The 22,159-nt window shown below is 75.4% G+C and carries 19 protein-coding genes and 2 pseudogenes; 20 read left to right on the top strand and 1 reads right to left on the bottom strand.

All coding sequences use genetic code 11. The features are described 5' to 3' along the window. Positions 1 to 51 precede the first annotated feature (51 nt). The 9 genes and pseudogenes from rplS to PGB27_RS03205 all read left to right on the top strand — a co-directional run bounded on the left by rplS (position 52) and on the right by PGB27_RS03205 (position 9,481). A complete protein-coding gene (gene rplS / locus PGB27_RS03245; protein WP_274198885.1) occupies positions 52 to 411 on the top strand; it encodes a 50S ribosomal protein L19 in 360 nt (119 codons plus the stop codon). Positions 412 to 1,473: 1,062 nt separating this feature from the next. Beyond that, positions 1,474 to 2,322: pseudogene (gene lepB / locus PGB27_RS03240) on the top strand (signal peptidase I); the annotation flags it as partial. Between the two features lie 206 nt (positions 2,323 to 2,528). After that, positions 2,529 to 3,368: a ribonuclease HII gene (locus tag PGB27_RS03235; RefSeq protein ID WP_274198884.1), complete on the top strand. Its 840-nt coding sequence runs from the start codon at positions 2,529 to 2,531 to the stop codon at positions 3,366 to 3,368. Continuing rightward, positions 3,365 to 3,685, top strand: a complete 321-nt coding sequence (locus tag PGB27_RS03230) for a DUF2469 domain-containing protein (RefSeq protein ID WP_274198883.1) — start codon at positions 3,365 to 3,367, stop codon at positions 3,683 to 3,685. The genes PGB27_RS03235 and PGB27_RS03230 overlap by 4 nt, the downstream gene beginning before the upstream one ends. Before the next feature lie 162 nt (positions 3,686 to 3,847). Beyond that, the gene (locus PGB27_RS03225) at positions 3,848 to 4,234 is read left to right on the top strand and encodes a YraN family protein (protein ID WP_274198882.1); all 387 of its coding nucleotides are present in this window, start codon (positions 3,848 to 3,850) and stop codon (positions 4,232 to 4,234) included. Beyond that, on the top strand, positions 4,235 to 5,836 hold the full coding sequence (locus tag PGB27_RS03220) for a YifB family Mg chelatase-like AAA ATPase (protein WP_274198881.1): 1,602 nt from the start codon (positions 4,235 to 4,237) through the stop codon (positions 5,834 to 5,836). Further along, complete coding sequence (gene dprA, locus PGB27_RS03215; RefSeq protein ID WP_274198880.1) at positions 5,833 to 7,044, top strand: DNA-processing protein DprA; 1,212 nt, start codon at positions 5,833 to 5,835, stop codon at positions 7,042 to 7,044. The genes PGB27_RS03220 and dprA overlap by 4 nt, the downstream gene beginning before the upstream one ends. Before the next feature lie 378 nt (positions 7,045 to 7,422). Beyond that, a complete protein-coding gene (locus PGB27_RS03210; RefSeq protein WP_274198879.1) occupies positions 7,423 to 8,376 on the top strand; it encodes a tyrosine-type recombinase/integrase in 954 nt (317 codons plus the stop codon). 22 nt (positions 8,377 to 8,398) lie between these two features. After that, a complete protein-coding gene (locus PGB27_RS03205; RefSeq protein WP_274198878.1) occupies positions 8,399 to 9,481 on the top strand; it encodes a FliA/WhiG family RNA polymerase sigma factor in 1,083 nt (360 codons plus the stop codon). A gap of 3 nt (positions 9,482 to 9,484) precedes the next feature. On the opposite strand, the gene PGB27_RS03200 is transcribed toward PGB27_RS03205, so the two are convergent. Then, on the bottom strand, positions 9,485 to 10,093 hold the full coding sequence (locus PGB27_RS03200) for a peptidoglycan DD-metalloendopeptidase family protein (RefSeq protein ID WP_274198877.1): 609 nt from the start codon (positions 10,091 to 10,093) through the stop codon (positions 9,485 to 9,487). Positions 10,094 to 10,503: 410 nt separating this feature from the next. Here PGB27_RS03200 and rpsB point away from each other — a divergent pair. The 11 genes and pseudogenes from rpsB to PGB27_RS03145 form a co-directional block, all read left to right on the top strand. Then, a pseudogene (rpsB, locus tag PGB27_RS03195) lies at positions 10,504 to 11,263 on the top strand (30S ribosomal protein S2); the annotation flags it as partial. A gap of 331 nt (positions 11,264 to 11,594) precedes the next feature. Beyond that, a complete protein-coding gene (gene tsf / locus PGB27_RS03190) occupies positions 11,595 to 12,419 on the top strand; it encodes a translation elongation factor Ts (RefSeq protein ID WP_274198876.1) in 825 nt (274 codons plus the stop codon). Positions 12,420 to 12,536: 117 nt separating this feature from the next. Beyond that, on the top strand, positions 12,537 to 13,283 hold the full coding sequence (gene pyrH / locus PGB27_RS03185; protein WP_274198999.1) for a UMP kinase: 747 nt from the start codon (positions 12,537 to 12,539) through the stop codon (positions 13,281 to 13,283). Positions 13,284 to 13,296: 13 nt separating this feature from the next. Next, positions 13,297 to 13,854, top strand: a complete 558-nt coding sequence (gene frr / locus PGB27_RS03180) for a ribosome recycling factor (RefSeq protein ID WP_274198875.1) — start codon at positions 13,297 to 13,299, stop codon at positions 13,852 to 13,854. A gap of 21 nt (positions 13,855 to 13,875) precedes the next feature. Further along, positions 13,876 to 14,820, top strand: coding sequence for a phosphatidate cytidylyltransferase (locus PGB27_RS03175; protein ID WP_274198874.1), 945 nt, complete (start codon positions 13,876 to 13,878; stop codon positions 14,818 to 14,820). Positions 14,821 to 14,915: 95 nt separating this feature from the next. After that, positions 14,916 to 15,596 carry a class I SAM-dependent methyltransferase gene (locus PGB27_RS03170; RefSeq protein ID WP_274198998.1) on the top strand — a complete coding sequence of 227 codons (681 nt, stop codon included), beginning with the start codon at positions 14,916 to 14,918 and terminating at the stop codon, positions 15,594 to 15,596. Positions 15,597 to 15,772: 176 nt separating this feature from the next. After that, positions 15,773 to 16,999 (top strand): glycine cleavage T C-terminal barrel domain-containing protein, encoded by a 1,227-nt coding sequence (locus PGB27_RS03165; protein WP_274198997.1) that lies wholly within the window; start codon positions 15,773 to 15,775, stop codon positions 16,997 to 16,999. Between the two features lie 7 nt (positions 17,000 to 17,006). Then, positions 17,007 to 17,876 (top strand): methylenetetrahydrofolate reductase, encoded by an 870-nt coding sequence (locus tag PGB27_RS03160; protein WP_274198873.1) that lies wholly within the window; start codon positions 17,007 to 17,009, stop codon positions 17,874 to 17,876. Between the two features lie 25 nt (positions 17,877 to 17,901). Further along, on the top strand, positions 17,902 to 20,391 hold the full coding sequence (locus PGB27_RS03155; RefSeq protein ID WP_274198872.1) for a GcvT family protein: 2,490 nt from the start codon (positions 17,902 to 17,904) through the stop codon (positions 20,389 to 20,391). Positions 20,392 to 20,398: 7 nt separating this feature from the next. Then, positions 20,399 to 21,166 (top strand): electron transfer flavoprotein subunit beta/FixA family protein, encoded by a 768-nt coding sequence (locus PGB27_RS03150; protein WP_274198871.1) that lies wholly within the window; start codon positions 20,399 to 20,401, stop codon positions 21,164 to 21,166. Beyond that, the gene (locus PGB27_RS03145) at positions 21,166 to 22,137 is read left to right on the top strand and encodes an electron transfer flavoprotein subunit alpha/FixB family protein (protein WP_274198870.1); all 972 of its coding nucleotides are present in this window, start codon (positions 21,166 to 21,168) and stop codon (positions 22,135 to 22,137) included. The genes PGB27_RS03150 and PGB27_RS03145 overlap by 1 nt, the downstream gene beginning before the upstream one ends. The last annotated feature ends 22 nt before the right edge of the window (positions 22,138 to 22,159 follow it).

Raw genomic sequence — 22,159 nt, 5'->3', positions numbered from 1 at the left:
CGCCCGCGGGTGCCCAGGCGCCGGGGCCGTGAGACCGCGAGGACGCTGACGATGAACGCCCTGGACGAGCTCGACGCCAAGTCGCTGCGCGCCGACATCCCGGACTTCCGCGCCGGGGACACCGTGAAGGTGCACGTCCGGGTCATCGAGGGTTCACGCTCTCGTGTACAGGTCTTCCAGGGTGTCGTCATCCGTCGCCACGGCGGCGGCCTGCGCGAGACGTTCACCGTCCGCAAGGTCTCCTTCGGCGTCGGGGTGGAGCGCACCTTCCCGGTGCACTCCCCGAACATCGCGGAGATCGAGGTCGTCACCCGCGGTGACGTCCGGCGCGCGAAGCTCTACTACCTCCGTGAGCGTCGGGGCAAGGCCGCGAAGATCCGCGAGAAGCGCGAGACCACGCCGGCCTCCTGAGCCGGCTCGCCCCGGTCTCCTAACCTGAACCGCGTGCGCCCCCAGGAGCCCTACGGCCCCCCGTTCCGGAGTTCCGGAGCGGGCGGCGAGACGACCCGTCGCGACGGCGGGTCCGACGGCTACGGCGGACGCGCTCCAGCGCACGCCCGGCCCGACGACGAGCACGCCGTCGATCCGTACGGCGACGTCCCGGCCCCGACGTCCGGCGGCGTGCACGCGCCCTACGGCGCGTCGGGCTGGAGCGGCTCCGACCGGTCCGGCGACGGCTTCCGGACCGAGCCGGGGTACGGCGGCGCCGGCTCCGACCGCGCCGGGAACGGGGCCGCGGCGAACGGCCGGTACGGCGACCCCTACGGCGACGCGCACGGCCCTGCCCCCGCGGCGGGCCCGGCGCCGGTCGCGGGCAGCGCGCCCGGCCACGGCAGCTCGTTCGGTGGCTCCCACGGGGCCGACGGCTCGTCCGGCGGCAACGGCTGGCACGGAGGCAACGGTTCGCACGGGGGCAACGGCTCGCTCGGCGCCCGCCCGGTCCCGCCGCCCGGTGCGCCGGCCGGGTGGCACGGGCAGCCCGGGCCGTCGGGACCCCGTCCCGGCGACGACGGCCGCGGCGCGTACCCCGGTCCGCCGGCCCCCACCGGGCCTCCGGCGCCGTCGGGGCCGCCCTGGGCCGCCGCACCACCGCCGCCCCCGTTCGGCGTGCAGCGGCCGGCGGGGCCCGCCTCCGGCGGTCCGACCGTGCCCGGCCCCGGCCACGGCCAGGCCCGCCCGGTCGCCCCGCCACCCGCCACGAACGGCACGAACGGCACGAACGGCACGGCCGCGTCCGGCCCGTCCGAGCCGGCACCGGCCGCGACGTCGAACGGGTCGTCGTCGGGCAGCACGTCGTCGAGCGACGAGCCGGCGGCGGTCGACAGCGGTCTCGCGGGCGCGGACGGCTTCGCCTCGCGCCCTCCGAAGCCGCGGACCGGGAGCACGACGACGGCCACCACCACCGCCCTGACCGGCGGCGGCGCCAACCCGGGACGGCACCGTCGCGGGGCCGGCGCGGCGGCGGACGAGGACCTGCCCGCCGGCGACGGTGACGGGGCCGGCGAGCGCCGCGGCCGTCACGACTCCGCGAGCGGCACATCGAAGGGCAAGGCGAAGAAGAAGGGCTCGTTCTGGCGCGAGCTCCCGCTGCTCATCGTCGTCGCGGTCGTCCTGACCTTCGTCATCCAGACGTTCCTCGCGCGCATCTACGTCATCCCGTCGGCGTCGATGGAGCGCACGCTCCACGGCTGCAACGGCTGCGCGAACGACCGCGTCGCCGTCGACAAGCTGACCTACCGGTTCTCCGAGCCGTCGCCCGGTGACGTCGTCGTCTTCCGCGGCCCACCGGCCTGGGGCGACAACAGCGAGGTCGGGGGCGGCGGCCCGCCGTCGGGGAACGTGCTCGTCCGAGGCCTGCAGAGCGGGCTGTCGCTGATCGGCCTCGCGCCGCCCGACGAGAAGGACTTCGTCAAGCGCGTCATCGCCGTCGGCGGCCAGACCGTCGCGTGCTGCGACCCGCAGAACCGCGTCACGGTCGACGGCCAGCCGCTCGACGAGCCCTACCTGTACTTCCAGCCCAACCTCGGGCGCACCCAGGCCGACTTCGCGCCGGTGCAGGTGCCCGCGGGCCAGCTGTGGGTCATGGGCGACAACCGCAACAACTCCGCGGACGCCCGCGTGCACGGCCCGATCGGCGTCACCGACGTCATCGGCAAGGCCCGGGTCATCGTGCTGCCCGTCGGCCGGTGGGGCGGGGTGCCCGACACGGACCCGCAGGCCCAGGTGTCCGCCCTCGGCGCGCCGGTGTGGACCTCGGCCGCGCCGCTGGCCGCCGGTGTCCTCGGCGCGATCCCGCTCGTCGGGGTGTCACGGCCCCTGCGTCGGCGCTGGTGGTCGTCCGGCGGCGGCCTGCGCGGCCCCGACGAGCTCCCCGGTGACGACCCGGGCCGCGAGCCCGGCGCATCACCGCCGTCCCCCGATCCCGGCCGGTGACGGCGGGACACGACGCGGGCCGACGGCGCCCCACCGCACGAGCGAACGGTCGGGGTGCCGTCCGCCGCCGCAGGCCCTTGCCGCCGCGCTCCGGCGTGCAGCCGCCGCGCGCGATCGTCCGGCGCAGCACCGAGAGCTGGGCGCTGCAGTCGGCGCTGGAGCGTCACGGGCTCGGGCCGGTCGTCGGCGTCGACGAGGCCGGGCGGGGCGCCTGCGCGGGCCCGCTCGCGGTCGCGGCGTGCATCCTGCGGCCCGGTGACGCCCGCCGCTTCGAGGGGCTGACCGACTCGAAGCTGCTGAGCAAGGACGAGCGCGAGGAGTTCGCGCGGGTCATCAAGCGGCGCGCGCTCGACTGGCACGTCGTGCTCGTCGACCCGCCCGAGGTCGACCACCGCGGCGTGCACGTCGCGAACATCGACGGCATGCGGCGCGCGGTCGCGCGCCTCGACGTGCGGCCCGGCTACGTGCTCACCGACGGCTTCCCGGTCAGCGGCTTCGGCGTCCCGTCCCTGGCCGTGCCGAAGGGCGACCTCGCGGCCGCGTGCGTGGCGGCGGCGTCGGTGCTGGCCAAGGTCACCCGGGACCACCTGATGGCGGAACTGCACGAGAAGCATCCGGAGTACCGCTTTGACCTGCACAAGGGCTACTGCACACCCACGCACAGCGCAGCGCTGGCCGCGCACGGGCCCTGCGAGGACCACCGCTTCAGCTTCGTCAACGTGGCCGCCGCGGCGCGGGGCCGGAGCCCGGAGGGGCTCGCGGTCGGCGTGCGCCACAATGGGGCCGTGACCGTCGACGACGTGTCCGCCGAGAGCGGGGAGGCAGACGAGCTCGTGGCCTTCGACGAGACCGAGTTCGACGAGGCCGAGCTCGGTGACGAGCTGCCCGCGGGTCTCACCGAGGACGTGGCGCCGGAGGGGGGAGAGCCGCGATGAGCGCGGAGGATCTCGAGAAGTACGAGACCGACATGGAGCTCTCGCTCTACCGCGAGTACCGCGACATCGTCGCGCAGTTCTCCTACGTGGTGGAGACCGAGCGGCGCTTCTACCTGGCCAACTCCGTCGACGTCGCGGTCCGCAACGCCGACGGCGAGGTCTACTTCGAGGTCACGATGTCCGACGCGTGGGTGTGGGACATGTACCGGCCCGCCCGCTTCGTCAAGAACGTGCGTGTGGTGACGTTCAAGGACGTCAACGTCGAGGAGCTCGAGAAGCCGGACCTCCGCCTCGACGAGGGCCCGTTCAACGGCTGACGCTGATCCGCCCGGCGGCTGCTCGCCGCCGCGGCGGCACCGGTGCGTCCACACCCCCTCGAGCTGTCCCCAGGCGCGGAGCGCGTGCTCCCGCCCCGCCCCGCACCCGCTGCACGCTCGCCCGTGCCGCCGGAGCGTCCGGCGAGGACGAGGGGGCCGCAGATGGTCACGACACACGGGACGCCCGACCGCAGGGTGCTCGGGCGCCGCGGCGAGGACGTCGCCGCCGAGCACCTGGCATCCCGCGGGCTGAGGGTGCTCGACCGCAACTGGCGCTGTCGCGAGGGCGAGCTCGACCTCGTGGCCGCCGAGGGCGGGCGGCTCGTCGTCGCCGAGGTGAAGACGCGGTCGGGCACCGGGTTCGGGGTGCCCGCCGAGGCGGTGACGGGGGCGAAGGCCGCCCGCATCCGGCGGCTCGCGCAGCGCTGGCTCGCCGAGCGGCACGCCGCCGGGGGCACGGGCTTCGCCGAGGTGCGCTTCGACGTGCTCGCGGTGCTGGTGCGCCCGGGTGCCGCGCCGCAGGTCGAGCACTACGAGGGGGCGTTCTAGGTGGCGCTCGCGTGCGCGTGGTCGATCGGGCTGCGCGGGGTCGACGGTGAGGTCGTGGAGATCGAGGCCGACATCGGTCAGGGCCTGCCCGGCGTCTCGCTGGTGGGGCTGCCGGACGCCGCGCTGGCGGAGTCGCGCGACCGGGTGCGTGCGGCGGTGGTCAACTCGGGGGAGACGTGGCCGGCCCGGCGCATCACGCTCGCGCTCTCGCCGGCGACGCTGCCCAAGCAGGGCAGCGGGTACGACATGGCGCTCGCGTGCTCGGTGCTGGCGGCCGCGAAGGCGGTGCCGGTGGCCGCGCTGCGCGGGGTCGTGCTGCTCGGGGAGCTCGCGCTCGACGGCCGGGTGCGCGGCGTACGGGGCGTGCTGCCGGCGCTGCTGGCGGCCCGGCGCCTCGGGGTGGAGCAGGCCGTGGTGCCGGCCGCGGCGGCGGTGGAGGCCGGGCTGGTCGACGGGCTCGAGGTGCTCGGTGCCGAGCACCTCTCCGACGTCCTGGCGTGGCTGCGTGGTGAGCGGGGACGGCTGCGGCCGGTGCGGCCCGGGACGGCCCCGCCGCACGGTGGTCCGCGGGAGGACCTCGCCGACGTGGTGGGGCAGCGCGCCGCCCGCCGAGCCGTCGAGGTCGCGGCGGCCGGCGGGCACCACCTGCTCATGGTCGGCCCACCGGGCTCGGGCAAGACGATGCTCGCGCGGCGGATGACCGGCCTGCTGCCCGACCTCGACGGCGATGCGGCGCTGCAGGTCGCGGCGGTCCGGTCGCTGGCGGGCGCGACGGACCCGCAGGAGGCGCTGCCGGCCTCGCCGCCGTTCGTCGCGCCGCACCACTCCGTGTCGTCGGCGGCGCTGGTCGGCGGCGGCAGCGGTCTCGCCCGGCCGGGCGCGGTGTCGCTCGCCCACCGCGGCGTGCTCTTCCTGGACGAGATCTACGAGTTCGGTCCGCACGTGCTGGAGATGCTGCGCACGCCGCTGGAGGAGGGCGAGGTGCGCCTGGCGCGCACCGACGGCGTCGTGCGCTACCCCGCACGCTTCCAGCTGGTCATGGCGGCCAACCCGTGCCCCTGCGCACCGCCGCGGCCGACCGACTGCCGGTGCACGAGCCTCGAGAAGCGCCGCTACCAGCTGCGCCTGTCGGGCCCCATGCTCGACCGGGTCGACCTGCAGGTGACGCTGCGGGCGGTCGAGGAGCTCAGGTGGGTCGGCGGTCCGGCCGCGGAGCTCGAGGAGACGCCCGAGGACACGGCGTCGGTGCGGTCGCGGGTGCTGGCCGCCCGGGCCGCGGCGCGGGAGCGCTGGCGCGACGCCGGCTGGCGCACCAACGCCGAGGTCCCCGGGCCCGAGCTCCGGCGCCGCAGCCGGCTGTCGGTGGAGGCGGCGGCGGTGCTCGAGCGCCAGATGCGCAGCGGCGCCATGACCGCCCGCGGCGCCGACCGCGCGCTGCGCGTCGGGTGGACCATCGCCGACCTGCGCGGCGCCCCGGGCCCCGAGACCGCCGACATCGAGGAGGCCGTCGCGTACAAGGGCTTCGTCACCGAGAGCGGGCCGGAGCAGGCCGCGGACGCCCTCGACCCCGTCGTGGCCGCGAACGACGAGGACGTCGCGTGAGCGCCGCGGCTCCCGCCCGGGTGGCGCCGGTCGACCCGGCCGTCCTGCGCGCCCGCGCCTACCTCTCGCGCGTGGCGGAGCCGCCGGCCCCGGCCCTGGCGGGGTTGGTGGAGGAGGTCGGCCCGGTCGAGGCCGCGCAGCGGGTGCGTGACGGGGTCACCGAGGGACCGGGCGCGCTCCCGCCCGGGGTGGCGAAGGAGACCGCGGCGCGCCGGGGCACCGACCGCGCCGAGGCCGACCTCGCCCTGCTCGCGGCGAGGGGCGGGCGGTTGGTCGTCCCGGAGCACCCGGAGTGGCCGGGCGCGGCGCTGGCCGGGCTCGGGCTGGTGGCCGGACCCGACGGGGCGCCGGGCCTCGACGGCCCCGCGGGTCGTGACGGGGCCGCGGAGCCGCTCGCGCTCTGGGTGCGCGGACCGCTGCGCCTCGACGACGGGCCGACCCGATGGGCCGGCATCGTCGGGGCGCGGGCGGCCTCCGACTACGGCCTCTGGGTCGCCCGCGACTGGTCCGCCGAGCTCGCCGACCGAGGCGTCACCGTGGTCTCCGGGGCGGCGCTGGGCATCGACGGCGCGGCGCACCGCGGCGCGCTGGCGGTCGGCGGGCCCACGGTCGCGGTGCTGGCGTGCGGCATCGACCGCGCCTACCCGCCGAAGCACGCCACGCTGCTCGAGCACATCGCCCGCCACGGCCTCGTGGTCACCGAGTACCCGCCGGGCGCCAACCCGGCTCGCCACCGCTTCCTCGTGCGCAACCGCCTCATCGCGGCGCTCACCGCGGGCACGCTCGTCGTCGAGGCGGCGGCGCGGTCGGGGGCGATGCGCACCGCTCTGGTCGCCGAGGCGCTCGGGCGGGCGGTCATGGTCGTGCCGGGGCCGGTGACGTCGCTGATGTCGCTGGGCTGTCACGAGCTCGCCCGCCGGCCCGCGGTCTCGGTCGCCGGGCGCGTCGACCACGTCGTCGAGGAGGTGAGTCAAGTGGGCGACGGGCTCGCCGCTCCACCGGGGACCCCCACGCGTCCGACGGACGGTCTTGACCCGGGTGCGCTGCGTGTGCGTGAAGCGCTACCCCTCCGCGCGGCGCGCACAGCCGCGCGTCTGGCCCACGACGCCGGCGTCGACCCGGCGGACCTCACCACCCACCTGAGCGACCTCGAGGCCCGCGGACTCGTCGTGGAGGACGGTGGGCGGTGGCGACGCCGACCCGGGTGAACAGGCACAGCGCGACGAACGGTTGCAGAGCGCGACGAGTGGAGCCGCTCCTCGACGGTGGCCCACGGTCACCGAACGCACCGTGGCGGTGCTTGACCGTCGGCGCCCGGATCGGGAGTCTTCACCGCGATGACCGGCACGTTCTCTTCCGACGGCTCGACCGGACGCCCCCTCGGGCCGTCCCGGTCACCTGGTCGAGGGGCCTCTCGTGAGTTCCCCTTCGACCCGGTCACGTCGTCACGCTCCGCGTTCACCGAGACGGACGCAGCGGGGGCTCCGCGCCCCGCCGCGACCGCCCTGTCCGACGCCGCGCGTGACGTCGTGGACAACCGGTCGTCGGCCGACGCCGCCGGTCTGGTCCGTCCGGCCGATCCCCCCGTGCCGGCGCCGCGGGACGGCGACGCCGGCGACGCGACCGCTGCCACGCACCTCGCCGCCTTCGCGTCGCACCTGCGCTACGAGCGCGCGCTCTCCCCGCACACCGTGCGCGCCTACGTCGGCGACGTGGGCTCGCTGCTCGGTCACCTGCGCGGGCCGGACCTCCCTGAGGACGCGCCGCTCGAGCTCGACGCCCTCGACCTCGCGGGACTGCGTGCCTGGCTCGCCGGTGAGCGGGCGCGCGGCGCGAGCCGGACGACCCTCGCGCGCCGGGCGGCGGCCGCCCGCACGTTCACCGCCTGGGCGGCCCGCACCCGCCGCGCGCCCACCGACGCCGGCGCGCGGCTCGCGTCGCCGCGCGCCCACCGCCGCCTGCCCGAGGTCCTGCGCGCCGACCAGGCCGCCGCCGCGCTGGCCGCCGCGGCGTCCGGGGCCGCCGAGGGTGACCCCGTCGCCCTGCGCGACCACCTGCTGCTCGAGCTGCTCTACGCCACCGGCGTGCGCGTCTCCGAGCTCTGCGGCCTCGACGTCGACGACGTGGACGACGGCCGGCGGACGCTGCGGGTCCTCGGCAAGGGGGCCAAGGAGCGCACGGTCGTCTTCGGCGCGCCGGCCGCGGCCGCGCTCGACACCTGGCGCCGGGAGGGCCGCCCGGCGCTCGCGGTGCCGTCGTCGCCGCCGGCGCTGCTGCTCGGCGCGCGGGGCGGGCGGCTCGACCCGCGCATCGCGCGCCGGGTCGTGCACGACGCGGCGGGCGCCGTGCCGGGGGCGCCCGACATCGCACCGCACGGGCTGCGGCACTCGGCGGCCACACACCTGCTCGAGGGGGGAGCGGACTTGAGGAGCGTCCAGGAACTACTGGGTCATGCCTCACCGGCGACGACCCAGCTGTACACCCACGTGTCCGCCGAGCGACTGAGGGCCATCCATGACACCGCCCACCCCCGTGCCTGAGCCCGGGCGGGACGGCGTCTCCGTGACCTCGACGGCCACCATGGCCGGGTCCGACCGCTTCCCGAGCACCGGCCCGCTGCCCGCCCTGCCGGGCTCCGACTCCGACGCCGCCGTGCGCGCCGCCGGCGTCGCCGCCCGCACCCCGCGCCGCCGCGCCCCGGCCCGCCGCGAGCCGCCGGTCACCGACGGCGCGACCGCGCTCGCCCCCGTGCCGGCGCCGGCCGACGGGCCCCGCGGCGACCGGTCCGCGCCCGCCGAGGCCCACCCCCTGCCCGCCACGCTCGGCCGCGCGCCGTCCGGGAGTGCGGACGAGGAGGCGATGGTCGAGGCCGGCATCGCCGAGCTCTGGGCCGCGTACGCCGACGACCCGCGCAAGTCCACGAAGGACCGGCTGGTGCTGCACTACGCGCCGCTGGTCAAGTACGTCGCCGGCCGCGTCGGTACCGGCCTGCCCGCGCACGTCGACGTCGCGGACCTCATCCAGTGCGGGATCTTCGGCCTGGTCGACGCCATCGAGCGCTTCGAGCCCGACCGCGGCCGCAAGTTCGAGGTCTACGCGATGCAGCGCATCCGCGGCGCGATCCTCGACGAGCTGCGCTCGCAGGACTGGGTGCCGCGCTCCGTGCGCTCCCGCGCCCGCGAGATCGAGCGGGCCATCGAGCGCCTCGAGGGCCGCGAGCAGCGCTCGGTCAGCGACGCCGAGCTGGCCGCCGAGCTCGACACCTCCACCGACGACCTGCGCTCCACCTTCGGGCAGATCGCGATGACCAGCGTCGCGGCGCTCGACGAGCTCGTCGCGGCCGGCCGCGGTGGCGGCTCGGTCGACGGTGCGTCGGCCCCGTCGCTCGCCGACTCGCTGGCCGACACGGGCGCGGAGGACCCGCTCTCGGCGATGGAGGACCGCGAGACGCGGCGCCTGCTCGCCGAGGCCGTCGGGCAGCTCGCCGAGCGCGACCGCACGGTGGTCGGTCTGTATTACTTCGAGAACCTGACGCTGGCCGAGATCGGCCGGGTCCTCGGGGTCACCGAGTCGCGCGTCTGCCAGCTGCACACCCGCGCGGTGATGCGGCTGCGCGCCCGGCTCGCCGAGCTCCAGCACGCCTGAACGTCACGGGTCGGTCGGCAGCAGCCGCACCCGCCCGAGACCGAGCAGCAGGAGCGGGTCGAGGTACTCCAGCGCGCCCACCGCGGGGTCGGCCGACGGTCGCCGCAGCCCCCAGTGCAGGCAGGCCGCCACGGGGCAGCCGCGGTGCCCGGGCTCGAGGGCGCCCAGGGTGTCGCCGCGCCGGACGGCGGCGCCCGGCACCACCGCCACCGCCACCGTCACGGGCTCGTAGGTGGTGCGCAGGCCCGCCGCGTGCTGCACCGAGACCACGCCGCGCCCGGCGACCCGCCCGGCGAACACGACGGTGCCGTCGCCGGTGGCGACCACCGCGTGCCCCGGGTGCCCGGCGACGTCGGCGCCCCGGTGCCCGCGGCCGTAGTAGTGCGGGGGCGGGTCGAACAGCCGGGTCACCGCGCCCGGCGCACCCGCGCTCGCCGGGGCGCCGTCGCCGTCCATCCCGGCCAGCGGCCAGCCGAACGCCCCGACCGGCACCACGGGCGGGGGAGCGGGAGCGGCGCGCGCCGGGATCGCGCCCACGAGCGCCGTCGCGAGGAGCAGCACGGCCAGGGCCCAGGAAGAAGGTCTCACGCCGGGTTGGACGCAGCCGGGCACCGGACGGCTCCCCGCCGATCCGGACGCCGCGCCGGCCCCTGTCGAGCTGGTGGATTTCCTGGCGTCTGACGCCAGCGTGGACGCCACGCTGACACCACCCGGTGCGGTCAGGCGCCCGAGCACGTCCGGGGCGGGGAGAGGGCGCGGGAGAGGGCGGCGGGGGCGCGGGTACACTCGTGACCAGCGGTCCGTCGTCTCCTCGTCCGCGTGGAGTCGGACGGGCCGACTTCGCGTGCCCTCGAAGCGCCCGCCCCGCGGGCGCTGCCAGCACCCGGGCGGTCCCGCCTCTGCGGCGGGTTCCGGGATCGGTTCCCCCGAGGGCACCAGGGCGGCGGCCCGGCCGGGACGTCGCGACAACCGCCAGGCCTGGCCGCAGAGCGCCGGGCCGCCGAGAGAGGTAGTTCCACCGCATGGCCGTCGTCACGATGCGCCAGCTGCTGGACTCCGGTGTCCACTTCGGTCACCAGACCCGCCGCTGGAACCCCAAGATGCGTCGCTTCATCTTCACCGAGCGCAACGGCATCTACATCATCGACCTGCAGCAGACGCTGTCCTACGTCGATCGCGCCTACGAGTTCGTCAAGCAGACCGTCGCCCACGGCGGCACGGTGCTCTTCGTCGGCACGAAGAAGCAGGCCCAGGAGGCCATCGACGAGCAGGCGCGCCGCGTCGGCATGCCGTTCGTCAACCAGCGCTGGCTGGGCGGCATGCTCACCAACTTCACCACCGTGCACAAGCGCCTCCAGCGCCTCAAGGAGCTGGAGGCCATGGAGCAGAGCGGGGGCTTCGAGGGTCGCACCAAGAAGGAGATCCTCATGCTCACCCGCGAGCACGACAAGCTCGAGAAGACGCTCGGCGGTATCCGCGACATGGGCCGCGTCCCCAGCGCGGTGTGGGTGGTCGACACCAAGAAGGAGCACATCGCGGTCGGCGAGGCCCGGAAGCTCAACATCCCGGTCGTCGCCATCCTCGACACCAACTGCGACCCCGACGAGGTCGACTACCCGATCCCGGGCAACGACGACGCCATCCGCTCGGCGGCGCTGCTGACCCGCGTGGTCGCCCAGGCGTGCGCCGACGGCCTGCAGGCCCGCGGCCAGCGCGACGGCGCCGAGCGCGGCGAGGACGAGCCGCTGGCCGAGTGGGAGCAGGAGCTCATGGCCCAGGGCGGCGACGGCGCCAGCGCGCCGACCGGCCTGGAGCAGGGCAGCACCAGCTCCGCGACCGACGCGCCCGGCGACATGCCGGTCGCCTCGCCGGAGGCCGAGGCGACGACGAACGCGATCGGCGACGACACGACGCCGGTCAGCCGTCCGGAGCGCACTGCGGGCGTGGCCACCGAGGATTCCGAGGTGGACGACAACGCCCTCGCCGCCGCCCCGGAGGCCGGCCAGCAGAACGGCGCCCCGACCCCGCAGGGTGGCGCCGGCTGACCGCCGGGCCCCCGAGCGACACAGCAACCACGACCCACCCATCAACAGGGACGGACGAGAGCCGCACCATGGCGAACTACACCGCTGCGGACGTGAAGAAGCTCCGGGACCTCACCGGGTCCGGGATGATGGACTGCAAGAAGGCCCTCGAGCAGAACGAGGGCGACATGGACAAGGCCGTCGAGGCCCTGCGCATCAAGGGTGCGAAGGACGTCGGCAAGCGGGCCGGCCGCACCACCGCCAACGGCGTGGTGTCCGCCCGTGACGGCGCGATGATCGAGCTCAACTCCGAGACCGACTTCGTCGCCAAGAACGCCGACTTCGTCGCGCTCGCCGACGACATCCTCGGTGTCGCGCTGTCGACGGGCGCCAAGGACCTCGAGTCGCTCAAGGCCGCGAGCCTGGGCGAGGGCACGGTCGAGGACAAGGTGCAGGAGCTCTCGGCGCGCATCGGCGAGAAGCTCGAGCTGCGCCGCGTCGCCGTGCTCGACGGCCCGACCGCGACCTACCTGCACCGCCGGTCCTCGGACCTGCCGCCGGCGATCGGCGTGGTCGTCGCCTACACCGGCGACGGCGACGAGGCCGCCGAGGCGGCCCGCGGCGCGGCCATGCAGGTCGCGGCGGCGCGCCCGCTCTACACCACCCGTGAGGAGGTGCCCTCGGACGTGGTCGACAACGAGCGCCGCATCGCCGAGGCCACCGCCCGCGAGGAGGGCAAGCCCGAGAAGATCATCGACAAGATCGTCGACGGTCGCCTCAACGGCTACTACAAGGACACCGTGCTCCTCGAGCAGGACTCGGTGTCGGTGGACAAGAAGACGGTCGGCAAGGTGCTGGAGGAGGCGGGCGTCTCGGTCCGCACCTTCGCGCGCTTCGAGGTCGGCCAGCCCTGAGCCCGACGGGGCGGGACCGGAGCACCCGGTCCCGCCCCGGTCGTGCCCGCCCGACGAGCCGTCGCGCCGAGCACTCCGTTCGGCGGTGGGAGGAAGAGCGTGGCCAGTCCCCAGACCGTGTCCGACGCCGGTCCCGGGTCCCGGTCCGGTCACCGCCGGGTCCTGCTCAAGCTCGGCGGCGAGATGTTCGGCGGTGGCGGGGTCGGTGTCGACCCGGTCGTCGTGCAGACCGTCGCCCGCCAGATCGCCGACGTCGTGCGCTCCGGGGTGCAGATCGCCGTCGTCATCGGCGGCGGCAACTTCTTCCGCGGCGAGGAGCTGCACCGCTACGGCATGCAGCGCCAGCGTGCGGACTACATGGGCATGCTCGGCACGGTCATGAACTGCCTGGCGCTCCAGGACTTCCTCGAGCGCGAGCACCACATCGACACCCGCGTGCAGACCGCCATCACGATGGGCCAGGTCGCCGAGTCGTACATCCCGCGCCGGGCGATGCGCCACCTCGAGAAGGGCCGCGTCGTCATCTTCGGCGCCGGCGTCGGCATGCCCTACTTCTCCACCGACACCACCGCCGCCCAGCGTGCGCTGGAGATCGAGTGCGAGGTCGTGCTGCTGGCCAAGGGCGTCGACGGCGTCTACACCGCCGACCCCAAGCTCGACCCGACGGCGACGATGTTCCACGAGATCTCCCACCGCGAGGTGCTGGAGAAGGGCCTCAAGGTCGCGGACGCCACCGCGTTCAGCCTCTGCATGGACAACCGGATGCCGATCATGGTGTTCAACCTGCTGGTCGAGGGGAACATCGCACGAGCCGTGCGGGGTGAGAGGATCGGCACGCTGGTCCACACCCCTTCGGGCTCCTGAGGAGAGGCGACCCATGATCGACGAGACGCTCCTCGACGCCGAGGAGAAGATGGAGAAGGCGGTCAGCGTCGCGAAGGAGGACCTGGGCGGTGTCCGCACCGGCCGGGCCAGCCCCGCGATGTTCAACCGCATCAACGTCGAGTACTACGGCGCGTGGACCCCGCTCAACCAGCTCGCGTCGGTCCAGGTGCCCGAGGCCCGCATGGCCGTCATCAAGCCGTACGACGCGAGCCAGCTGGGCAGCATGGAGCGCGCGATCCGCGACTCCGACCTCGGCGTCAACCCCAGCAACGACGGCCAGATCATCCGCGTCGTGTTCCCGCAGCTCTCCGAGGAGCGCCGCAAGGACATGGTCAAGGTCGCGCGCAGCAAGGGTGAGGACGCCAAGGTGTCCATCCGCAACGTGCGCCGCTCCGCCATGCACGAGCTGCAGCGCATCGTCAAGGACGGCGAGGCCGGCGAGGACGAGACGAGCCGTGCCGAGAAGGAGCTCGAGAGCGTCACCTCGCGCTACGTCGCGCAGGTCGACGACCTCGTCAAGAACAAGGAAGCCGAGCTCCTCGAGGTCTGAGGTCTTCTGAGGTCTGGAGCCATGCCCTCCTCCGCATCGCGGCCCCGGCGGCCGGCAGCGAGCGCCCCCGCCGCGGGCGAGGACGCCCCCTCGTCGGACGCCCCGGCCCCGACGCGCGCGCCGGGCGGGCAGGACAAGCCTCCGTCGTCGTCGAAGGCCGGGCGGAACCTGCCCGTCGCCATCGGTGTCGGCCTGGCGATGGGCGCGGTCGTCCTCGTCGCGCTGCTCACGGTGCGGCAGGCGTGGATCGGGATCGTCGCGATCTGCGCGGTGATCGGCACCTGGGAGCTCTTCGGCGCGCTGCACCGCGCCGCCGGCATCCGGCTCTCACGGGTCCCCGTGCTGGTCGGTGGTCAGGCGATGATCTGGCTGGCCTGGCCGTTCGGCACCGAGGGCATCCTGGGCGGCCTGCTCGTCACCGTCATCGGCTGCTTCCTGTGGCGCATGCGGCTCGGAGCCGCGGGCTTCGTGCGCGACGTCGGCGCGTCGATGCTCGTGCTGTGCTGGATCCCGCTGTTCATGGCGTTCGGGACGATGCTCGTCGTCCCTGCCGACGGCGCCCAACGGGTCCTGACGTTCCTCATCGTCGTCATCTGCTCCGACACCGGCGGCTACGCCGTGGGCGCGCTCATCGGGCGCCACCCCATGGCCCCGAAGGTCAGCCCGAAGAAGTCGTGGGAGGGCTTCGCGGGCTCGATCGTCTTCGGCTCGCTGGGCGCGTCCCTGTCGATCGCCCTGCTCCTCGACGACCAGTGGTGGTGGGGCCTCGTCGTCGGCCCGCTGCTCGTCGGCACCGCCGTCACCGGTGACCTCGTCGAGTCGCTGGTCAAGCGCGACCTCGGCATCAAGGACATGGGCTCGGTGCTGCCCGGGCACGGCGGGCTGATGGAGCGCCTGGACTCCCTGGTCACCTCCGCGCCGGTCGCCTGGCTGCTGCTCTTCCTGCTCGTCCCCGTGCACGGGTGACGCGGTTCCGTCGGCCCTCGACGGGTCGAGCCACCCCATCGGCGTGCTCGTCTGATCGCTCCGTCTCCCGGGGGGACGTCGTCGAGTCGCCCAACATCTGGCGCTGGCCCGAGGTCTACGAGCGGGAGAACGAGGCGCAGGACGCCACCGGCGCGCTGTGGGACACCGTCGCCGAGCTGGCCCCGTACGAGGGCGCCGACGTCGTCGACGTCGGGTGCGGCGACGGCTACCACCTGCCCCGTTTCGCGCAGCGGGCCCGGACGGTGGTCGGCGTCGAGCCCCACGCACCGCTCGTGGCCCGTGCTCGCGAGCGTGTCGCCGGCCTCCCGACCTGCCGGGTCGAGGAGGGGAGCGCGGCCGCCCTGCCGCTGCCCGACGACAGCGCCGACGTCGTGCACGCCCGCACCGCCTACTTCTTCGGCCCCGGCTGCGAGCCCGGCCTCGCCGAGGCCTCGCGGGTCCTGCGCCCGGGCGGGGTGCTGGTCGTCGTCGACCTCGACGCCACCCGGCACTCCTACGGCGCCTGGATGCGCGCCTCGGCCCCGCGCTACGACCCCGGCGCCGCCGAGCGCTTCTTCGCCGAGCAGGGGTTCGCGGTGCGGCGGGTCGACACCCTGTGGCGCTTCGCGGACCGCACGACCCTCGGCGACGTCCTGCGCATCGAGTTCACCCCCGTCGTCGCGCAGCGGGCGATCGACGGCACACCGGGCCTCGCGCTGCCCGTCGCGTACCGCGTGCACACCCGCCGGGAGCCCGCCGGGCTCGTCCGGCCCTGATCACCGCACCTGCCGCACTGCACCGTTCCAGCAAGCCACTGATCCGGATCCCTTGACGTGATCTCGGTCACGGTCGCACGCTGGTTGCGGCCAGCGAAACCAGTTGCTGGAAGCGCAACAATCGTCCGCATGCCGGCTCCGGGGGGCCGCCGGACGCACGATGAAGTGAGGTGCTGATGACGGACGTCCTGCCCACCCGTGCGGCGGTGGAGCTCGCGCCGGAGCCGTCGTCGACGGTGGTGTCGAATCCGGGGATCCTGCTCTACCCGCGGCTGCGGAAGTCGCCGTACTTCTGGAAGTCGCGCGCGCACGGCGTGGCGATGTACAGCGTGTACAACCACACGTACCACCCCCGCCACTACGGCGACCCGATCGCCGAGTACTGGGCGCTGCTCGAGGACGTGACGCTCTGGGACGTCGGGGTGGAGCGCCAGATCGAGATCGTCGGCCCGGACGCGTTCGCGTTCACCAACGCGCTGGTGCCCCGCGACCTGACGAAGTGCGCGGTCGGCCAGTGCAAGTACGTGTTCCTCACCGCGCCCGACGGCGGGATCATCAACGACCCCGTCCTGCTGCGCGTCGAGTCCGACCGCTTCTGGCTGTCGCTGGCCGACTCCGACGTCGGGCTCTGGTGCACGGCGCTGGCCCACGCCGGGGGCTGGGACGTGCAGGTCCGCGAGATCGACGTCGCCCCGGTGCAGGTCCAGGGGCCGAAGGCGAAGGCCGTCGTCACCGACCTGGTCGGGGCCGACGTCGCCGAGATGCCCTACTACCACCTGCGCCACGCGGTCATCGACGACATGGAGGTCGTCGTCAGCCGCACCGGCTACAGCGCCGAGATCGGCTACGAGATCTACCTGCGCGACGCCGTGCGCAACGCCGGCCGGCTGTGGGACCGCGTGTGGGAGGCGGGCCGCCCGCACGGGATGCGCCCGATCGGCCCGTGCCACATCCGGCGCATCGAGGGCGGCATGCTCGCCTACGGCTGCGACATCACCCTCGACACCAACCCGCTCGAGGTCGGCTACGACTACACCTGGATGGTCGACCTCGGCCAGGACGCCGACTTCGTCGGCAAGGACGCGCTGATCCGCGCGAAGCAGCAGGGCCTGTCGCGGTCCATGGTCGGCGTCGAGATCGGCGGTGCGCGGCTGGGGTCGTTCAACGACGGCTCCATGATCGAGCCGTTCACGGTGCGCGACGAGGCCGGCGAGGTCGTCGGCAAGGTCACCAGCGCCTGCTGGTCGCCGCGGCTCGAGCGCAACATCGGGCTCGCGATGGTCGCGACGCCGTCGACGCCGCTGGGCACGACGCTGCAGATCGCCACGCTCGACGACGTGCGTGACGGCGTCGTCGTCGAGAAGCCGTTCGTCGACCCGCGCAAGCAGACGCCCAAGGGCTGAGCGGGTCGTGGACCACCTCACCGACGGGACCGGCGAGGGTGGTGCGGGAGCCCGCACCACCCTCGCCGCCCTGCTCGCCGACCCGCGCTTCGAGGTGGCACCGACGGCGGAGGTGCTCGACACCCCGGAGACGATCACCGCCGATCTGCCCGCCGGCGCCACGGTGACGGTGACGACCACCCCGCGCCGGGGCGTGGCCGCGACCGTCGCCGTCGCCGAGGCGCTCGCCGCGCGCGGCTTCGCGGCCGTGCCCCACCTCGCGGCGCGCAGCCTGCGCGACCGCGGCGAGCTCGCCGAGCACCTCGACCGGCTCGCCGCGGCCGGGGTGCGCGAGGTGTTCGTCGTCGGTGGCGACGCGCGCGAGGCCGCCGGGGAGCTGCCCGACGGCCTGGCGCTGCTGCGGGCGATGGAGGACCTCGGGCGGCGCCCGCCGCGGGTCGGCGTGCCGTCGTACCCCGACGGGCACCACCGGGTCGCCGACGACGTGCTCTGGGCCGACCTGCGGATCAAGCAGTTCCACGCCGACTACACCGTCACGCAGCTGTGCTTCGACGCCGACCTCGTCTGCCGGTTCGCGCGGGAGGCGCGGGCTCGAGGGATCGACCTGCCGGTGATCGCCGGCGTCCCGGGCGTCGTGGACGCCGCGCGGCTGCTGCGGCTCTCGGTGCGGATCGGGGTCGCCGACGCCGCGCGCTTCGCCCGTTCGCACCGCGGCACCGCCGGATCGCTGCTGCGCCCCGGCCGCCACACCCCCGACGAGCTCGTCACCGGCCTCGCGGCGGGCTGCGGCGACCTCGCGGGGCTGCACCTCTACACGTTCAACCAGGTCGCGCCGACCGTGCGGTGGCTCTCCCGGGCCCGCCGCGCCGCCGCGTGAGGACACCCCTTCGCGAGGAGGAGCCGTGAGCGCATTCCCGGACCGGGCCCAGGTCGTCGTCATCGGGGCCGGCATCGTCGGCAACGCCGTCGTGCACCACCTCGCCCGGCTGGGGTGGCGCGACGTCCTGCTCGTCGACAAGGGGCCCCTGCCCGACCCGGGCGGCTCCACCGGGCACGCGTCGAACTTCGTGTTCCCGGTGGACCACTCCCGCGAGATCACGCTGCTGACCGGCGACTCGTCCCGTCAGTACGCGGAGCTCGACACGCTGACGACGTGCGGCGGCATCGAGGTCGCGCGCACCGAGGAGCGGGTCCAGGAGCTGCACCGGCGGATGTCGTCGGCGCGGGCCTGGGGCATCGACGCCGAGCTGATCAGCCCCGCCGAGGTGGCCGAGAAGGTCCCGTTCCTCGACCCGTCCGTGGTGCTCGCGGGGTTCTGGACGCCGTCGGTGGCCGTCGTCGACCCGCTGCGCGCCGGCGAGCTCATGCGCGAGCGCGCGACGGCGGCCGGGGCGCTCACCGTCTCCGCGCTGACCGAGGTGCTCGCCATCGTCACCGAGGGCGGCCGCGTGACCCGGGTGCGCACCGACCGGGGCGACGTCGAGACCGAGTACGTCGTGGTCGCGTGCGGGGTGTGGAGCCCGCGCATCGCGGCGCTCGCCGGGGCGACGATCCCGCTGACCCCGGCCGTGCACCAAATGATCGACGTCGGGCCGATCGCCGAGCTCGCCGAGACCGGCCGGGAGATCGCGTTCCCGATCATCCGCGACATGGACCCGCTGATGTACGAGCGGCAGAGCGGGCCCGACCTGGAGATCGGGTCCTACGCCCACCGCCCGATCCTGTGCGACCCCGACGACATCCCGTCGATCGCGGCCGCGGCGCTCTCGCCGACGCAGCTGCCGTTCACCCCCGACGACTTCGACCCGCAGATGGAGGCCGCGCTCGAGCTCTTCGGCGGCATCCTCGACCGGCCGGACGCGGGCATCCGCCACGCCATCAACGGGCTGCTCTCCCTGACGCCCGACGGGCACCCGCTGCTCGGCGAGACGGAGGTGCGGGGCCTCTGGTCGGCCGCGGCGGTGTGGATCAAGGAGGGCCCGGGGGTCGGGCGCCTGATCGCCGAGTGGATGACGTGCGGCGCCCCCGAGATCGACCCGCACGCGTCCGACGTCGCCCGGTTCGCCCCGCACGAGCGCACCCGCGCCCACGTGCGCGCCCGCGCCGCCGAGGGCTTCAACAAGACCTACGGGATCATCCACCCGCGCGAGCAGTGGAGCTCGGACCGCGGCGCGCGCCGCTCGCCCTTCTTCCCCCGCGAGGAGGCCCTCGGCGCGGAGTTCTTCGAGGTCGCGGGCTGGGAGCGCCCGCAGTGGTACCGGTCCAACGAGCCGCTGGTCGCGGAGCTCGGCGTCGAGGACCGGCCGCACGAGTGGGACGCGCGCTGGTGGTCGCCGATCACGAGCGCCGAGCACCTCGCCATGCGCCGGGCCGTCGCGATGATCGACCTGAGCGCCTTCTCCCAGTTCGCCGTCCACGGCCCGGGCGCGCTCGCCTACCTCCAGCACCTGTGCGTCGCGCAGATGGATCGGCCGGTCGGGCGGGTGATCTACACGCCGGTGCTCGGGCCCGACGGCGGCTTCCGCACCGACCTGACGGTGGTGCGCCTCGGCGACGACGCGTTCCGGGTGATCACGGGCGCCTCGGACGGGGCGCGCGACCTCGCGTGGTTCCGCCGGCACCTGCCGGCCGACGGCTCGGTCGCGCTGGAGGACGTCACGTCCGCGGTGTGCACGCTCGGGCTCTGGGGCCCGCGGGCGCGCGACGTCCTCGCCGCGATCACCGACGACGACGTCACCGACGCCGCGTTCCCGTTCGCCACGGCGCGGACCGTCCACGTCGGCTCGATCCCGGTGCTCGCACTGCGGCTGTCCTACGTCGGCGAGCTCGGGTGGGAGCTGCACACGGCCACCGAGCACGGCCTGCGGCTCTGGGACGCCGTCGCCGCGGCCGGCGCGCCGCACGGGATCGTGCCCGCCGGCATCGGCGTCTACGGCACCACCGCGCGGATCGAGAAGGGCTACCGGCTCATGGGCCACGAGCTCGACGCCGAGCACGGGCCGGTGGAGGCGGGGCTCGCGCTGCCCCGGATCAAGGAGGCGGACTTCGTCGGCAAGGCCGCGTACACCAAGGCGCGCGAGGGCGAGCCCGAGGCGACGCTGTGCACGCTGCGGCTCGACGGGACGACACGCTTCCCGCAGGGCGGCGAGCCGATCCTCACGCCCGACGGCGCGCGCATCACCGACCGGCGCGGCCGGCCGTCGTACGTGACGAGTGCGGGCACGGCGCCGTCGCTCGGGACCCACCTGATGCTGGCGTACCTCCCGCCGTGGCACGCGGTCGAGGGCACCGGCCTGCTCGTCGAGTACCTGGGGGAGCGGTACCCGGTGACGGTGGCGCGGGCCGGGCGCACGCCGCTGTTCGACCCCGACGACACACGGATGCGGGGGTGAGGACGGCATGCCGACGACGATGGACGTCCTGGTCTGCATCAAGCGCGTGCCCGCCGTGGGCGCGGAGATCGCGCTGACGGCCGACGCGACGGCGATCGACACCCGTCACCTCGGCTTCACCATCGGCCCGCACGAGGAGTGCGCGGTCGAGGAGGCTGTCCGCCTGGCCGAGCGCACGGGTGGCCGCGCGGGCGTGCTGACCGTCGGGCCGCCCGCGACCGAGGAGCAGCTGCGCTACGCGCTGTCGATGGGCGCCGACCACGCGGTCCGGGTCGACGCGCCCGTCGCCGACCCCGAGCCCGAGGTCACCGCCGCCGCGATCGCGGGCGCGCTGGGCGAGCTGCCGCCCTACGACCTCGTGCTGTTCGGGGAGGCGTCGGCGGACGCCGGGCACGCGCAGGTCGGGTTCCGCGTGGCGTGCGCGCTGCGGCGCCCGGTCGTCGGCGGCGTGAAGGGGATCGAGGTCGGGGACGGGCGGGTGTCCCTGCGCCGCGAGGCCGGCGGCGGCGTCGAGGTCCACGATGCCCCGCTGCCCGCGGTGGCCGCGGTGCTCGAGGGCCTCAACCTCCCGCGCTACCCGACGATCAAGGGGCGGCTGCGGGCGAAGAAGGCGCCGGTCCGGGTGCTCGCCGGCCCGGCGGCGACGAGCGGCCTGCGGACCCGGCGGCTGCGCCACCGGCCCGAGGCCCGCGCGGAGACCGTCCTGCTCGGGCAGGGCGCGGGGGCCGCGCCGGCGGTGGTGGACGTCCTGGCGGAGCTGGGGGTGGTGCGCTGATGGTGCTCGCGTGGATCGAGAGGGACGCGCAGGGGAGCCCGACCGCCGCGGCGGGGGAGGTCCTCGCGACGGCGCGGGACCTGGGCGGGGAGCTCGGCGCCGAGGTGACCGCCGTCGCGCTCGGCGAGCCCGGCGACCTGCCCGACGACCTCGCCAAGCAGGGCGTGGCGCACCTGGTCCTGCTCCAGCACGAGCTGCTCGCCGACGCGCCGCCCGCCACGGTCGGCGAGGCGCTGGCCGGGCTCGTCGCGGCGCGCGGACCGGCGGCGGTGCTCGCCGCGGCCACCCCGGAGAGCACCGAGGCGATGGCGTGGGCGTCCGCGGCGCTCGGGGTGCCGCTGGCCACGGCGTGCACAGAGATCCGTCCGGGGGAGCCGTGGGAGGTCACCCGCGAGCGCGCGGGCGGCATCCTGCTCGAGGACGCGGTGCTCGACGCCCCGGTCCGCCTCGCCACCCTGACCGGCGGCGCGCGCACCACCGGCGAGACCGCGCCGGCGCCGGAGGTGGCCGTCGACGTCGTCGTCCCCGACCTGGACCCGACCCTGCCGCGCGCCCGGCTGGTCGAGCACCGGGCGCGCTCGACGGGGATGACGCTCGCGACCGCGCCGGTGGTCGTGTCGGGCGGGCGCGGGGTGGGCAGCGCCGAGGGCTACGCCGTGCTCGAGGAGCTCGCGGGCCTGCTCGGCGGGGCCGTCGGGTGCTCGCGCGTGGCCACGAACAACGGCTGGCGCCCCCACGCCGACCAGGTGGGGCTCACCGGCACCCGCATCAGCCCGGACCTCTACGTCGCCTGCGGCATCAGCGGCGCGACGCAGCACTGGGTGGGCTGCATGTCGGCCCGGTCGATCCTCGCGGTGAACACCGACCCGGAGGCGGCGATGATGCGCCGGGCGACGTGGGCGGTGGTCGGCGACGTGCACGAGGTGCTGCCGGCCGTGGTGGCCGAGATCCGGCGGCGCGCAGGGCCTTGACAGCCCTGTCGTCGAGGTCGGG

The sequence above is a fragment of the Actinomycetospora lemnae genome (assembly GCF_028737315.1).
GTDB lineage: Bacteria > Actinomycetota > Actinomycetes > Mycobacteriales > Pseudonocardiaceae > Actinomycetospora > Actinomycetospora lemnae.
Note: the sequence above shows the minus strand (reverse complement) of the source record. Positions and strands in the feature narration are given on the sequence as shown.